A 13,965-nucleotide genomic window follows, 5' to 3' on the forward strand; every position below is an offset into this window, starting at 1 on the left:
TGGTGCCCAGGAGAAGACTCGAACTTCCACGACCGTAAGGTCACCAGCACCTGAAGCTGGCGTGTCTACCAATTTCACCACCTGGGCATTGCAGCAGGCTTTGTCGTTACCGACACGGAGCGTTGCGTCCGTTTATTACAGGAATCGAGTCATCGACTCGATTCTTGAATTTGGTGCCCAGGAGAAGACTCGAACTTCCACGATCTTGCGATCACTGATACCTGAAACCAGCGCGTCTACCAATTCCGCCACCTGGGCACTGAAACGATGATTACTCATCAGTTCCGTGTTACAACGTCTGTTCGACGCTGTGGGCGCGAACTATACGGGCGACCTTTTGCCTTGTAAAGCCCTGCTGTCGAAAAAAATATTGTCGCTGGAAAAGCTGACCGAGAAGCCTTTTTCGCGCTTCAATAGGCACATGACTCACCTATATATACATAAGCAAAGGTAGCCCCAACTCAATGGCCGATTGGCAATCCCTCGATCCCGAGGCCGCACGTGAAGCGGAAAAATACGAAAACCCTATCCCAAGCCGTGAGCTGATCCTGCAGCATCTGGACGAGCGCGGCTCCCCGGCCGCCCGCGAAGAGCTGGCCCAGGAGTTCGGTCTCAGCACGGATGATCAACTGGAAGCCTTGCGCCGTCGCCTGCGGGCCATGGAGCGCGACGGTCAGCTGATCTATACCCGGCGCGGCACCTATGCCCCGGTGGACAAGCTCGATCTGATCCTTGGGCGGGTCAGCGGCCATCGCGATGGCTTCGGCTTCCTGATTCCCGATGACGGCAGCGACGACCTGTTCCTCAGCCCGGCGCAAATGCGCCTGGTGTTCGATGGCGACCGTGCGCTGGCCCGTGTCACCGGGCTTGACCGTCGCGGTCGGCGCGAGGGTGGTGTGGTTGAGGTGATCTCCCGCGCCCATGAATCCATCGTCGGTCGTTACTACGAAGAAAGCGGCATCGGCTTCGTGGTTGCCGACAACCCGAAGATCCAGCAGGAAGTGCTGGTCACTCCGGGGCGTAATGCCGGGGCCAAGCAGGGTCAGTTCGTCGAGGTGAAAATCACCCATTGGCCGACGCCGCGCTTCCAGCCTCAGGGCGATGTGGTCGAAGTGGTCGGCAACTATATGGCGCCGGGCATGGAGATCGATGTCGCTCTGCGCAGCTATGACATTCCCCATGTCTGGCCGGAAGCGGTGATCAAAGAGGCACGTAAGCTCAAGCCGGAAGTCGAGGAGAAGGACAAGGAGAAGCGCGTCGATATGCGCCATCTGCCGTTCGTTACCATCGATGGCGAAGACGCCCGCGACTTCGACGATGCGGTGTACTGCGAGAAGAACGGCAGCAACTGGCGGCTCTTCTCCGGTGGCTGGAAGCTCTATGTGGCCATCGCCGACGTCTCCCACTACGTCAAGGTTGATTCGGCGCTGGACGCCGAGGCCCAGGTGCGCGGCAACTCGGTGTATTTCCCCGAGCGGGTGATCCCGATGCTGCCGGAGGAGCTGTCCAACGGTCTGTGTTCGCTCAATCCTCAGGTCGATCGTCTGGCCATGGTCTGTGAGATCAGCATCTCCAAGACCGGCAAGATGACCGATTACCAGTTCTATGAGGCGGTGATCCACTCCCATGCGCGCCTGACCTACAACAAGGTCAGTGCCATGCTTGAGGACCCCAAGGGTGGCGACGGCAAGGCCCTGCGCAGTGAGTACAAGCAGGTGCTGCCGCATCTCAAGCAGCTCTACTCGCTGTATCAGGTGTTGCTGGCGGCGCGTCACGAGCGCGGTGCCATCGACTTCGAGACTCAGGAAACCCGCATCATTTTCGGCACCGGGCGCAAGATCGCGGAGATCCGTCCGACCCAGCGCAACGATGCCCACAAGCTGATCGAAGAATGCATGCTGGCCGCCAACGTGGCCACCGCGGCCTTTATGCAGAAGCATGAGATCCCGGCGCTGTATCGCGTGCATGACGGTCCGCCGCCGGAGCGGGTTGAGAAGCTCAAGGCCTTCCTCACCGAGCTGGGTCTGTCCCTGCATCGCGGCAAGTCCAAGGACGGCCCTAGCCCTAAGGACTATCAGCTGCTGCTGGAAAGCATCCGCGAGCGTCCCGACTATCACCTGATCCAGACCGTGATGCTGCGCTCGCTGAGCCAGGCGGTGTACAGCGCCGACAATCAGGGTCACTTCGGTCTGAATTATGAAGCCTACGCCCACTTCACCTCGCCGATTCGTCGCTACCCGGATCTGTTGATCCACCGGGCGATTCGCAGCGTGATCCGCTCCAAGCAGGACACTCCACACGTCCAGCGTGCTGGTGCGCAGAGCATGCCCAAGGCGCGCATCTACCCCTACGACGAGCCGGCCCTGGAGCAGCTCGGCGAGCAGTGCTCGATGTCCGAGCGGCGCGCCGATGAGGCCACCCGCGATGTGGTGAACTGGCTCAAGTGCGAGTTTATGAAGGACCGCGTCGGCGAAACCTTCCCCGGGGTGATTACCGCGGTGACCGGTTTTGGCCTGTTCGTCGAGTTGAAGGACATCTACGTCGAAGGCCTGGTGCATGTCACCGCGCTGCCGGGCGACTACTACCACTTCGACCCGGTGCACCATCGCCTGGCCGGCGAGCGTAGCGGTCGCAGCTTCCGTCTGGGCGACAGCGTCGAGGTCAAGGTCATGCGCGTCGATCTGGACGAACGCAAGATCGACTTCGAACTGGCCGAAGGCAAGGCGGTCGCGCCGGATGGTCCGCGTCGTGGTGGCTTCGAGTCGGCGGGTAAGGGCGTGCGGCGCAGTGAGCGTGCAGCCGGCAATACCGATGTAGCCAAGAGTCGTGAAGTGAAAAAGGCCCTGTTGTCCGAATCCAAGGGCAAGGGGGCTAAGGCGCGCACCGGTAAGGCCGAGGCGGCCAAGCCCGCTGCCAAGGCCGGCAGTCATCGCAAGGGTGGCGCGGGTGCAGCGCGCAAACCTAAGGCGAAATCATGAGCCAACTGGAGAAGATCTACGGTGTGCATGCCGTAGAAGCCCTGTTGCGTCATCACCCGAAGCGAGTCAAGCAGGTTTGGCTGGCCGAGGGTCGTAACGATCCGCGGGTACAGGTCCTGCTGGGTCTGGCGGCGGAGGCCCGGGTAAGCGTCGGCCAGTGTGAGCGGCGCGAGATGGACGCCTGGGTCGAGGGTGTGCACCAGGGCGTGGTGGCAGATGTCAGCCCCAGCCAGGTGTGGGGCGAGGCCATGCTCGAAGAGTTGCTCGACCGCGCCGAGGGCCCGCCGCTGTTGCTGGTGCTCGATGGCGTCACCGATCCGCATAACCTCGGGGCCTGTCTGCGTACTGCCGATGCCGCCGGTGCCCTGGCGGTCATCGTGCCGAAGGACAAGTCGGCCACCCTCAACGCCACGGTGCGTAAAGTCGCCTGCGGGGCCGCCGAGGTCATCCCGCTGGTGGCCGTAACCAACCTGGCGCGCAGCCTGGAGAAACTCCAGCAGCGCGGTCTGTGGGTGGTCGGCACCGCCGGCGAGGCAGAGCTGGAGCTGTACGATCACGACTTGACCGGGCCGACCGTGCTGATCATGGGGGCCGAAGGCAAGGGCATGCGCCGCCTGACCCGCGAGCACTGCGATTACCTGGTCAAGCTGCCGATGGCCGGCAGCGTCAGCAGCCTGAACGTCTCGGTAGCCACCGGGGTCTGCCTGTTTGAGGCATTGCGTCAGCGCAAGGTTGGCGGCAAGAAGTAACTCTGTGGTGGGCACCCTGTGGGTGCCCGCTGCTGTTGCTCCCTGAACAACAGCCTCCCTTTCCGCGCATTCGCTGCGGATTGTTCAAATAATCACCAGTTCACCTTGCTTGTGTCCTGGGGCTTCACTAGAATGTCGCCCCTTGCCGCTCCGGCAGGCGCAATTGCGCCCTTCTGATCGAGCAAGACAAACAGTGTCATTCACTCCTTGCCTGACCGCATTTGGCGGCAGGCTACAACCCGTAAGGAGCATTTATGCGTCATTACGAAATCATCTTTCTGGTTCACCCGGACCAGAGCGAGCAAGTCGGCGGCATGGTTGAGCGTTACACCAAGCTGATCGAAGAAGACGGCGGCAAGATTCACCGCCTGGAAGATTGGGGCCGTCGTCAGCTGGCCTATGCAATCAACAATGTTCACAAGGCTCACTACGTGATGCTGAACGTTGAGTGCACCGGCAAGGCCCTGGCCGAGCTGGAAGACAACTTCCGTTACAACGATGCCGTGATCCGTAACCTGGTCATCCGTCGCGACGAAGCTGTTACCGATCAGTCCGAGATGCTTAAGGCTGAGGAAAATCGTAGCGAGCGCCGCGAGCGTCGTGATCGTCCTGAAAGCGCTGACTCCGCCGATGGCGATGACAGCGACAACAGCGACAGCGATAACGCTGACGAGTAATCCACGGATCTATTGAGGAGCCAATCTCATGGCACGTTTCTTCCGTCGTCGTAAATTCTGCCGTTTCACCGCAGAAGAAGTGAAAGAGATCGATTTCAAGGATCTCAACACGCTGAAGGCTTACATCTCGGAAACCGGCAAGATCGTTCCTAGCCGTATCACCGGTACTAAGGCTCGTTATCAGCGTCAGCTGGCTACCGCTATCAAGCGCGCCCGCTTCCTGGCCCTGCTGCCTTACACCGACAGCCACGGCCGCTGAGACCAGATGTTCGACAAGAAGTAAGGGATAAATCGCATGCGCGCCTTAGCTGAATTTATTATGCGCGGCCGTATGCAGGCCACCCTGGTGGTGGTCGTTTCTGCGGCATTGCCGCTGCTGTTCTGGTTAAGTGCTGCCGCCGGATGCCTGGTGCTCCTGCGGCGCGGTTTGAGTGATGCCCTGGGCATCCTCGTCTGGGCCCTGCTGCCGGCCATAGGCTGGTGGTACTTTGGTGAGCCGCGCACCCTGTTGGTGTTGCTCGGTGCGCTGGGGTTGGCGTTGGTGTTGCGCGCCAACCCGTCCTGGAATCGCGTGCTGCTATGCAGTGTGGCATTGGGCCTGGTGTACGGGTTGGTCTTGGGTGCGGTGTTCCGCGAACCCATCGAAGCAATGGCGCTTGAGCTGCAGAAGCTGATGCCGCAAATGCTCGATGGGGTTCACCAGCAGATGTCGGTGGACGAGCGAGCGCGCCTGGATAGCCTGATTGCACCGGTGCTGACCGGTTTGATAGCGGCGTTGCTGCAGATAGTCAGCCTGCTAAGCCTGATGCTTGGGCGTTTTTGGCAGGCGCAGTTGTATAACCCGGGTGGTTTCGGGCGCGAGTTTCGCGCGTTGCGACTGCCGATACCGCTGGCGATGTTGCTGCTGGGGTGCATGCTGTTGGGGCCCAATCTGGGGCCGCAGATGGCCATGCTGACCCCGCTGAGCAGCGTGCCGCTGGTGTTTGCGGGCATCGCCCTGTTGCATGGGCTGGTGGCGCAAGGTCGGCTAGGCAAGTTCTGGCTGGTTGGGTTGTACATCACGCTGCTGCTGTTTATGCAGCTGACTTATCCGTTACTGGTGGTTTTGGCCATTGTCGACAGTCTGTTTGATTTTCGTGGTCGCTTCGAGCGCAAGCACGGCTCGGGTCCCGCGAACGGTGAAGGTTAAAAGTTAAGAGGTTATTACCAAATGGAACTGATCCTGCTGGAAAAAATCGCCAACCTGGGCAACCTGGGCGATAAAGTGAATGTTAAGTCCGGTTACGGTCGTAACTTCCTGCTGCCGCAAGGCAAAGCCACTGCCGCTACCCCGGCCAACGTTGCGGCTTTCGAAGCCCGCCGCGCCGAGCTGGAAAAGCTGGCTGCCGAGAAGAAGGCTTACGCCGAATCCCGCGCTGCCCAGCTGGCTGAACTGGAAGTCACCATCACCGCTACCGCGGGCGATGAGGGCAAACTGTTCGGCTCTATCGGTACTCACGACATCGCTGAAGCCCTGACCGCCTCCGGCGTTGAAGTGGCCAAAGCTGAAGTGCGTCTGCCGAACGGCACCATTCGTCAAATCGGCGAATACGACGTAGCCGTGCACCTGCACAGCGACGTTGAAGCAACCGTACGGGTTGTCGTAGTAGCAGCCTAACTGGCCGCTAAACGGTCTTGCACTTAGGTGCAGGCCCGCTAACATCGGGCACGGCATTGCGAAAGCGATGCCGTGCCCTTTGTTTTTCAAACACAGATTTTATTTCCCAGAGCCTTATGAACGACATCAGCCTGCCCGAACAGTACGACCTGCAAACCTCTGCCCTGAAGGTGCCGCCGCACTCGATCGAGGCGGAGCAAGCCGTACTGGGCGGCCTGATGCTCGACAACAATGCCTGGGAACGGGTGCTCGATGCGGTGTCCGATGGCGACTTCTATCGGCATGACCACCGCCTGATCTTCCGCGCCGTCTTCAAGCTGGCCGAGCGTAATCACCCCTTCGACGTGGTCACCGTATCCGAGCAGCTGGACCAGGAGGGGCAGTTGTCGCAGGTCGGCGGCCTGGCCTATCTCGGCGAGCTGGCGAAGAACATTCCGTCGGTGGCCAACATCAAGGCCTATGCGCAGATCATTCGTGAGCGCGCCACGCTGCGCCAGTTGATCGGCATCAGCGGTGAAATCGCCGACAGCGCCTATATGCCGCAAGGTCGTACCGGTGCCGAGATTCTCGATGAGGCCGAGCGGCTGATCTTCCAGATTGCCGAGGCGCGGCCAAAGACCGGCGGCCCGGTGGGGATCAACGATATTCTGGTCAAGGCCATCGATCGCATCGACACCCTGTTCAATGCCGGCGACGCGATCACCGGCCTGTCCACCGGCTTTACCGATCTGGACGACCTGACCAGCGGCCTGCAGCCGGCCGACCTGATCATCGTCGCTGGCCGACCGTCGATGGGTAAGACCACCTTCGCCATGAACCTGGTGGAAAACGCGCTGATGCGCAGTGACAAGGTGGTGATGGTGTACTCGCTGGAGATGCCTTCCGATTCCATCGTTATGCGTATGTTGGCCTCGCTCGGGCGCATCGATCAGACCAAGGTGCGGGCCGGTCGCCTGGATGACGACGATTGGCCGCGCCTGACCTCGGCGGTCAACCTGCTTAACGACCGCAAGCTGTTTATCGACGATACCGCCGGTATCTCGCCCTCGGAGATGCGCGCGCGGACCCGCCGCCTGGCCCGCGAGCACGGCGAGATTGGCCTGATCATGGTCGACTATCTGCAGCTGATGCAGATTCCCGGCTCCAGCGGCGACAGCCGAGTCAATGAGATTTCCGAAATCTCCCGCTCGCTCAAGGCCCTGGCCAAGGAATTCAACTGCCCGGTGATCGCCCTGTCACAGCTTAACCGTGGTCTGGAACAACGCCCGAACAAACGCCCGATCAACTCCGACTTGCGTGAATCCGGCGCGATCGAGCAGGACGCCGACATCATCATGTTCGTCTACCGCGACGAGGTGTATCACCCCGAGACCGAGTACAAGGGCGTGGCCGAAATCATTATCGGCAAGCAGCGTAACGGCCCACTGGGTACGGCGCGGCTGGCGTTTCTCGGTAAGTTCTCGCGCTTCGAGAACCTCGCACCGGGTAGCTATCAGTTCGACGACGAGTGATTTGGCGGGCCCTGAGCCGCGATCTTCAGGCGTTAGCTTTTGTACAACGGAGCGGTGGCGTGCTCGCCTAGATACGGTTTGAGGTAGTCCTCCAGGCGTTGGCCCTCCACCGCTTCAAAGCTTTCCGCACGGTCCTGCAGCTGCTCCACGCGGTCGATGCGGAAGTTGCGAAAGTCGTTGCGCAGCTCACACCAGCTGCACAAGGTCCAGGTTTGCCCCCAGAAGAACAGTCCTAGCGGCCAGACGCAGCGTTTGCTGGCGTCTCCGCGCTCATCGCGGTAGCTGATCAGCAGTTTGTGGCGCTGGCGTATGGCCTGGCGCAGCTGGCCGAGCCAGTGCACTGGATACGGATTGGTTTCGGGGGCAAACAGCTGGTTGCGATTGAGCTCGTCGCGCAGCTCGTTGGGCAACACGCTGTGGATCTTCGCCAGTGCCGATTCGGCCGCTCTTTGCAGTTGTGGGTCCGCCCAGGCTTTGACCATGCGCGCGCCCACGAGCAACGCTTCTATCTCCTCGCGCTCGAACATCAGGGGCGGCAGATCCATCGGTTGGCGCAGCACGTAGCCGACACCGGCTTCACCTTCCAGAGGGACTCCGGAAAGAGAGAGGTCCTGGATATCGCGATAAATAGTGCGCACCGATACTTGCAGGCGTTCGGCCAGCCACTGGGCGGTGGTCAGGCGACGGCTGCGCAGAAACTGCACGATTTGGAATAGACGGTCGGCGCGCCTCATGTGGTCTCAGCTGCTCTCGCTCGGGATTACCGGGCGCGCTGACACACGCCCGGAATGCTGGGTTTAGGACATGCTGTGCAGGCCCACTTCATTACCTTCGCTGTCTTTTATCACAGCGATAAAGCCATGGGGCGCGATGGACATCTTGCTTTGGATGATTACGCCACCTGCCGCTGGAACCCGGTTCACCACGGCATCCAGTTGGCCCTCGACGTTCAGGTAGATTCGGGTACCGCCAATACCACTTTGTTGCTCGGCTGACTCGCTCAGGCAGCCGCCGACCCCGCTTTCCTGGGCATGGGGGAACAGGGCCATGCGCCCGCCCATGCCTTCCATTACCTCCAGCGGCGTTGCCAGGGCGCGTTCATAGAAGCCTCGGGCACGCTCGAAGTTGCTGACGAATAGTTCGAACCAGTTGATCGCATTCATTTTCTCTCTCCTTGAAGGTCAGGGTGCGACAGGCAACGGCAGTATCGGACGGCGCGTTTTAGCCTGTGGAGCCCACTCTAGGGGAGTGCTACTGACAGCTTATTGTCAGTAGCCTTCGCCTCGGCGCGATTAAATTTAAGTCGCTAACGGCGCTGCCGCTGATATGTGGGGTGTAGTTGGCTAGCTGACGCTTGCAGCCCGGGATCTGAGGTTTAAGATGCTCGGCTTTAGTCTGTCGTGGAGCCCCGTCATGCGTCCTCTTGTTGCCAGCATCGATCTGACCGCCATTCGCCACAACCACGCGCTGGCCAAACGCTGCGCGCCGGGGCGGCAGGCGTTTGCGGTGGTCAAGGCCAATGCCTATGGGCATGGCGTGCGTGAGGTGGTGACGGCGCTGCACGATGAAGCCGAGGGCTTTGCCGTGGCCAGCCTGGAGGAGGCCGCCGAGGTGCGCGCGCTGCACGGTACGGCGCGGATTCTGTTGCTTGAAGGCTGCTTCGAGGCGGACGAGTACCAGTTTGCCGCGCAACTGGGCCTGGATGTGGTGCTGCACAGCGAGCAGCAGGTGCAACAGCTGCTCGCCGCCAACCTGACGCGGCCGCTGAATCTGTGGTTGAAGCTGGACAGCGGCATGCACCGCCTCGGTTTTAGCGCCGCCGCTGTGCGTGAATGGCATGGGCGTTTGCAGGGGGCGGAGCAGGTGGCCGAGTTGAATCTGCTGAGCCACTTTGCCTGCGCCGATGAGCGCGGCAGCGAGACCACCGAACTGCAGCTTGAGCAGTTTCTCGACCTGCTGGATCTGGATTTCGCCCAGCGTTCGCTGGCCAACTCGGCGGCGATCCTGACCATTCCCGCTGCGCATATGGATTGGCTGCGTCCGGGCATCATGCTCTACGGTGCGACGCCCTTTGCCGATCTGGGCGCGGCCGAGCTAGGACTGCAGCCGGCCATGACCCTGACCGCGCAGCTGATTGCCTGTCGCGATGTCGAGGTGGGTGAAGCGGTTGGCTATGGCGGCAGCTGGCGTGCCGAGCGGCCGTCGCGCATCGGTACGGTGAGTTGTGGCTATGCCGATGGCTATCCCCGCCATGCGCCGGCCGGCACTCCTGTGGTCATCCAGGGTCAGCGGGTGGCGCTGGTCGGGCGGGTGTCCATGGATATGCTGACGGTTGACCTGACCGATTTGCCCGCTGCCGCCGTGGGTGATGCGGTCGAGCTGTGGGGCGCGCAGTTGCCGGTGGATGAAGTGGCGCAGGCCGCCGGCACCATTGGTTATGAGCTGCTGAGCAAGGTCACCGCGCGGGTGCCGCGGCGTTATCGCAACTGAGCTAGCTCAGGCCGCTGGGGACATTCAGCACATCCAGGTGCAGGCGTGCGCTGCTGCTCAGTTCGCCGCCTTCGCCGCAGACCGCCGAGCCTGAGCGGCCGCGGGCCTTGACCTTGTAGAGCATCTCGTCGGCGGCCTTGTACAGGCTGGTGAAGGTGTGGGCATGCTGCGGATAGAGCGCCACGCCGATGCTGATGGTCACGGTCAGGCGTTCGGCTCCGTAGCTGACCGGTTTGGCCAGTTCGGCAATCAGCCTGCGGGCGATATCGCGGGCATGTTCCTCGGCATCCGCGCCGCAGATCAGCACGGCGAATTCATCGCCGCCCAGGCGTGCTACGGCGTCGCCTGCGCGCACATGGTCGCGCAGGCGCTGGGCGATGGCTTGAAGCATCTGGTCACCGGCGTCGTGGCCATACCTGTCGTTGATGGGCTTGAAGTGGTCGAGGTCGATCAGCAGCAGGGCGACTGTCTGATTATGGCGCTTGGCGTTGGCCAGGGCGGCTTCACAGCGCTCGACCAGACAGCGGCGGTTGGGCAGCTCGGTCAGCGGGTCGTGGAAGGCGGCATGCTGCAGCTCTTGTTCGCGTTGGCGCAGGCGTTCATTGGTGGCGGCCAGCTCGGCGGTGCGCAGCTCTACCGAACGTTGCAGGTCGGCGGCACTGGCCTGGGCCAGGGCCAGGCGTGCGGTTTTTTCGCGGTCGGCCTGGAGGACGGCCTCGGCCTTTTCCTGTTTGAGCATCTGGATGCGATAGGCCAGGGCGAAGGAGAACAGGATCGCTTCGGCCGCGACGGCAAGTGGAAACAGATAGGCCGTGGATTCCCCCGGCTGCACCACGCCGGCGGCGCGCAGCACCAGAATCACAAAGCTCAATAGCACGCTGCCGTAGCCCAGCAGGTAGAACAGCGCCGGGGTAAAGCCCTGCTTCCAGCGGATGGCGGCGCTGAGCAGCAGGGTGGGTACGGTAATAATCGGGATCAGCCCGATCAGCAACCCCGTTTCACTGCGATAGCCGGCCAGGTTGACCGCCAGGGCCAGCAGGTAGACCGCGATACAGCCGTTGAGGATGGTGTGAGCAATGCGCAGGGTGGCGCGGGTGGACAGCAGCTCCTGAGCAAAACGCAGGATGCCGAGGCTGACCAGAATGGGCAGGGTGATGCGGTCCAACCAGGCGGGCACCGGGCCATTGGGCCAGAGGTACTGGAAGCCGTGGCCGCTCATGCTGGCGATAAACACCAGTGAGGCGGCCATGGTCAGCACATACCAGAGGTAGGCGCGGTCACGCAGGGCCAGCAGGATAAACAGGTTGTACAGCAGCAGGGCGAGGATCACCCCGTAGATCAGGCCGAGGATCAGGTGTTCTCGCTTGGCCAGTTGTTCGAGGTCGTGCAGCTGCCAGATCCGCAGCGGGAAGGAGTTGCCGGCCGGGTCGTAGGTGCGCAGGTAGAAGGTCTGTGGTTGCTCGCCTAGCGGCGGCAGGCTGAATACCGCGCGGCGGTAGTCGTGGTCGCGGCCTTCGGCAAAGCCGACGCGTTCACCGGCCTGGCGTGTTTGCCAGCCGCCTTGGGCGTCGGGCAGAAAGACTTGCAGGTCGAGCAGGGTCACCGCGCCGACTTCCAGCCACCACTGCGCGGGGGCGTCACTGGCGCGTTGCAGGCTGAGCTTGATCCACCAGGGGTTGCTGCTCTGGCCAACGCTGGTACGCCCGGCGGCCGCTTGAAAGCGGCCTTGCACGGCGGGGTCGGCCATATCGGCAATGCTCAGCTGGCCGCCGATATCTTCCAGCAGTTCGATCTGGCCATTGAGCACGCTGCCGCTGCTCGGCGCGCTCAGCAGTACCGGGCTGGCACAGGCCAGGGTGCCAAATAGGCTCAGAAACAGGAGGATGGCTAAGGTTAGGCGCTGCACTGCGGACTTCCCGATGTCGAGTGGCGTTTGGCGCGAGTATAGGCGCAGCCGGGCACTCGTTCACAGTCCTTGCTTTGGCGATCACCGGGACGCTGTCAGCGGCCACTGCCTTTGTGCAATCAGCCCAGACCGCTGGGCACATTCAGCACGTCCACCTGCAGGCGGGCGCTGCTGCTCAGTTCACCATCTTCGCCGCATACGGCCGAGCCGGAGCGGCCGCGGGCCTTGACCTTGTAGAGCATCTCGTCCGCGGCCTTGTACAGGCAGGTGAAGTTGTGGGCATGTTGCGGATAGAGCGCCGCCCCAATGCTGATGGTCACGGTGAGGCGTTCGGCACGGTAGCTGACCGGTTGCGCCAGCTCGGCGAGCAGCCGGCTGGCGATATCACGGGCATGCTCTTCGGCATCCGCGCCGCAGATCAGCACGGCGAATTCATCGCCGCCCAGGCGCGCCACGGCGTCGCCTGCGCGTACATGCTCGCGCAGGCGCTGGGCGATGGTCTGGAGCATCTGGTCGCCGGCATCGTGGCCGTGTCTGTCGTTGATCGGCTTGAAGTGATCGAGGTCGATCAGCAGCAGGGCCACCGCCTGGTTGTGGCGTTTGGCCTCGGCCAAGGCAGCTTCGCAGCGCTCGACCAGGTAGCGGCGGTTGGGCAGCTCGGTCAGCGGGTCGTGAAAGGCGGCGTGCTGCAACTCGCGCTCGCGCTCGCAGAGTTTCAGGTTGGCTTGGGCCAATTCGGCCGTGCGCAGTTTTACGGCGTTTTGCAGGTCGTCGGCGCTGCCCTGCATCTGCGCCAGGCGTGCGGTTTTCTCCCGGTCGGCCTGCTCTTGTGCTTTGGCTCTTTCCTGTTTGAGTGTCTGAATGCGATAAGCCAGGGCGAAGGAGAACAGGATTGATTCGGCGGCGACCGAAAGTGGGAACACATAGGAATTCCAGGTGGCGGGTTGCACCAGGCCGGTGGCGCGCATCAATGCCAGGCTGATACTGCCAAGAACCAGGCCGTAGCCGCAGAGATAGAGTAGTGCCGGGAAGTAGCCCTGACGCCAGCGAATCAGTGCTGAGCCCAGCGCCGCGGGGATGCTGGTCAGCGACAGCAAGGCAATGAGCCAGGCGGCGATATGGCGTTGTCCTAATGCCTCCAGGCTGACTGCCAGTACATAGCAGGCACAGGCAAAACTCAGCAGGTGATGGGCCCAGCGCACATGGCTGCGGGTTTGCAGCAGGGACTGGGTAAACCGGCAGGCGCAGAAGCCCCATAGCGACGGCAAGGTAATACGATCCAGCCAGAAGGGCACTGGGCTGCCTGGCCAGAGGTACTGGAAGCCATGGCCGCTCATGCTGAGGATCATCAGCAAGGCACCGGCGGTGGTCAGTACATACCAGAAATAAGCTGAGTCACGCAGGCTGATGAAGATAAACAGGTTGTACAGAAGCAGCGCGGCGATGATGCCGTAAACCACGCCCAGGGCGAGATTCTCTTCTGCGGCGGCCTGGGTCAGGTGGTCCAGCTGCCAGGCGCGCATCGGGAATGAATTGCCGGCAGGGTCATAGCTGCGCAGGTAGAAGGTCAGTGGCTCTTGATTCAGGGGCGGCAGCTTGAACAGCATGTGGCGGAAGTCATGGTCGCGACCTTCTTGGTGTGCAACGAGTTCGCCTGATTCACGCGCCTGCCAGTCACCGTTCTCGTTGGGTAGATAAAGACGCAGGTCGAGCAGGGTTACCGAGCTCACTTCCAGCCACCACTGGCTGGGGGCATCGGTCGTGCGTTGTAGGGTGACCTTGATCCACCAGGGGTTGCGGCTTTGACCGACGCTGGCGCGGCCATTGGCGGGGTTGAAGCGGCTCTGTACGGCTGGGTCGGCCATATCGGCAATGGTTAGCTGCGAACCGACATCTTCCAGTAGCTCGATCTGGTCGTTCAATGACGTACCGCTACTGGTGGCGGACAGCAGTAGTGGTGCGGCGCTGGCCGAGCCGACAAGGCTCAGGAACATGAT

At 61.9% G+C, this 13,965-nt stretch carries 12 protein-coding genes and 2 tRNA genes; 8 read left to right on the forward strand and 6 right to left on the reverse strand.

The window, feature by feature from the left end; genetic code table 11:
• Both VMP31_RS08225 and VMP31_RS08230 read right to left on the reverse strand, forming a co-directional pair.
• Nucleotides 1-87 (reverse strand) — tRNA-Leu (locus VMP31_RS08225).
• A gap of 84 nt (nucleotides 88-171) precedes the next feature.
• Nucleotides 172-258: transfer RNA gene (locus VMP31_RS08230), tRNA-Leu, on the reverse strand.
• Between the two features lie 206 nt (nucleotides 259-464).
• Between VMP31_RS08230 and rnr the strand changes: the two genes are divergently transcribed.
• The 7 genes from rnr (at nucleotide 465) to dnaB (ending at nucleotide 7,572) form a co-directional block, all read left to right on the forward strand.
• Nucleotides 465-2,978: a ribonuclease R gene (rnr, locus tag VMP31_RS08235; protein WP_325505903.1), complete on the forward strand. Its 2,514-nt coding sequence runs from the start codon at nucleotides 465-467 to the stop codon at nucleotides 2,976-2,978.
• Nucleotides 2,975-3,727 (forward strand): 23S rRNA (guanosine(2251)-2'-O)-methyltransferase RlmB, encoded by a 753-nt coding sequence (gene rlmB / locus VMP31_RS08240; RefSeq protein WP_325505905.1) that lies wholly within the window; start codon nucleotides 2,975-2,977, stop codon nucleotides 3,725-3,727. The genes rnr and rlmB overlap by 4 nt, the downstream gene beginning before the upstream one ends.
• 254 nt (nucleotides 3,728-3,981) lie before the next feature.
• Complete coding sequence (gene rpsF, locus VMP31_RS08245; RefSeq protein WP_069519638.1) at nucleotides 3,982-4,404, forward strand: 30S ribosomal protein S6; 423 nt, start codon at nucleotides 3,982-3,984, stop codon at nucleotides 4,402-4,404.
• Between the two features lie 28 nt (nucleotides 4,405-4,432).
• On the forward strand, nucleotides 4,433-4,663 hold the full coding sequence (gene rpsR / locus VMP31_RS08250) for a 30S ribosomal protein S18 (protein ID WP_069519637.1): 231 nt from the start codon (nucleotides 4,433-4,435) through the stop codon (nucleotides 4,661-4,663).
• A 36-nt stretch (nucleotides 4,664-4,699) separates the two neighbouring features.
• Nucleotides 4,700-5,593: a hypothetical protein gene (locus tag VMP31_RS08255; protein ID WP_325505908.1), complete on the forward strand. Its 894-nt coding sequence runs from the start codon at nucleotides 4,700-4,702 to the stop codon at nucleotides 5,591-5,593.
• Nucleotides 5,594-5,614: 21 nt separating this feature from the next.
• The gene (gene rplI, locus VMP31_RS08260) at nucleotides 5,615-6,061 is read left to right on the forward strand and encodes a 50S ribosomal protein L9 (protein WP_325505910.1); all 447 of its coding nucleotides are present in this window, start codon (nucleotides 5,615-5,617) and stop codon (nucleotides 6,059-6,061) included.
• A gap of 116 nt (nucleotides 6,062-6,177) precedes the next feature.
• Nucleotides 6,178-7,572, forward strand: coding sequence for a replicative DNA helicase (gene dnaB, locus VMP31_RS08265; protein ID WP_325505912.1), 1,395 nt, complete (start codon nucleotides 6,178-6,180; stop codon nucleotides 7,570-7,572).
• Nucleotides 7,573-7,604: 32 nt separating this feature from the next.
• On the opposite strand, the gene VMP31_RS08270 is transcribed toward dnaB, so the two are convergent.
• Both VMP31_RS08270 and VMP31_RS08275 read right to left on the reverse strand, forming a co-directional pair.
• On the reverse strand, nucleotides 7,605-8,306 hold the full coding sequence (locus tag VMP31_RS08270) for a YafY family protein (protein WP_325505914.1): 702 nt from the start codon (nucleotides 8,304-8,306) through the stop codon (nucleotides 7,605-7,607).
• 63 nt (nucleotides 8,307-8,369) lie between these two features.
• Nucleotides 8,370-8,735 (reverse strand): VOC family protein, encoded by a 366-nt coding sequence (locus VMP31_RS08275; protein ID WP_325505916.1) that lies wholly within the window; start codon nucleotides 8,733-8,735, stop codon nucleotides 8,370-8,372.
• Between the two features lie 250 nt (nucleotides 8,736-8,985).
• On the opposite strand from VMP31_RS08275, the gene alr reads away from it, so the two are divergent.
• Nucleotides 8,986-10,062: an alanine racemase gene (gene alr / locus VMP31_RS08280; protein ID WP_325505917.1), complete on the forward strand. Its 1,077-nt coding sequence runs from the start codon at nucleotides 8,986-8,988 to the stop codon at nucleotides 10,060-10,062.
• Between the two features lies 1 nt (nucleotide 10,063).
• On the opposite strand, the gene VMP31_RS08285 is transcribed toward alr, so the two are convergent.
• Together VMP31_RS08285 and VMP31_RS08290 are read right to left on the reverse strand one after the other, a co-directional pair.
• On the reverse strand, nucleotides 10,064-11,968 hold the full coding sequence (locus VMP31_RS08285; protein ID WP_325505919.1) for a diguanylate cyclase domain-containing protein: 1,905 nt from the start codon (nucleotides 11,966-11,968) through the stop codon (nucleotides 10,064-10,066).
• Nucleotides 11,969-12,087: 119 nt separating this feature from the next.
• Entirely contained in the window at nucleotides 12,088-13,962 is a 1,875-nt protein-coding gene (locus tag VMP31_RS08290) for a diguanylate cyclase (protein WP_325505921.1), read from the reverse strand.
• Nucleotides 13,963-13,965 lie beyond the last annotated feature (3 nt).

Origin of the sequence: Pseudomonas sp. (assembly GCF_035512415.1) — a bacterium.
Taxonomy (GTDB): Bacteria; Pseudomonadota; Gammaproteobacteria; order Pseudomonadales; family Pseudomonadaceae; genus Aquipseudomonas.

Bases quoted from the DNA above. Each gene is read 5' to 3' on its own strand.
- rlmB (WP_325505905.1), top strand. From the start codon at position 2,975: ATGAGCCAACTGGAGAAGATCTACGGTGTGCATGCCGTAGAAGCCCTG.
- VMP31_RS08290 (WP_325505921.1), bottom strand. From the start codon at position 13,962: ATGTTCCTGAGCCTTGTCGGCTCGGCCAGCGCCGCACCACTACTGCTG.
- rpsF (WP_069519638.1), top strand. From the start codon at position 3,982: ATGCGTCATTACGAAATCATCTTTCTGGTTCACCCGGACCAGAGCGAG.
- alr (WP_325505917.1), top strand. From the start codon at position 8,986: ATGCGTCCTCTTGTTGCCAGCATCGATCTGACCGCCATTCGCCACAAC.
- VMP31_RS08275 (WP_325505916.1), bottom strand. From the start codon at position 8,735: ATGAATGCGATCAACTGGTTCGAACTATTCGTCAGCAACTTCGAGCGT.
- rpsR (WP_069519637.1), top strand. From the start codon at position 4,433: ATGGCACGTTTCTTCCGTCGTCGTAAATTCTGCCGTTTCACCGCAGAA.
- dnaB (WP_325505912.1), top strand. From the start codon at position 6,178: ATGAACGACATCAGCCTGCCCGAACAGTACGACCTGCAAACCTCTGCC.
- VMP31_RS08270 (WP_325505914.1), bottom strand. From the start codon at position 8,306: ATGAGGCGCGCCGACCGTCTATTCCAAATCGTGCAGTTTCTGCGCAGC.
- VMP31_RS08255 (WP_325505908.1), top strand. From the start codon at position 4,700: ATGCGCGCCTTAGCTGAATTTATTATGCGCGGCCGTATGCAGGCCACC.
- rplI (WP_325505910.1), top strand. From the start codon at position 5,615: ATGGAACTGATCCTGCTGGAAAAAATCGCCAACCTGGGCAACCTGGGC.
- rnr (WP_325505903.1), top strand. From the start codon at position 465: ATGGCCGATTGGCAATCCCTCGATCCCGAGGCCGCACGTGAAGCGGAA.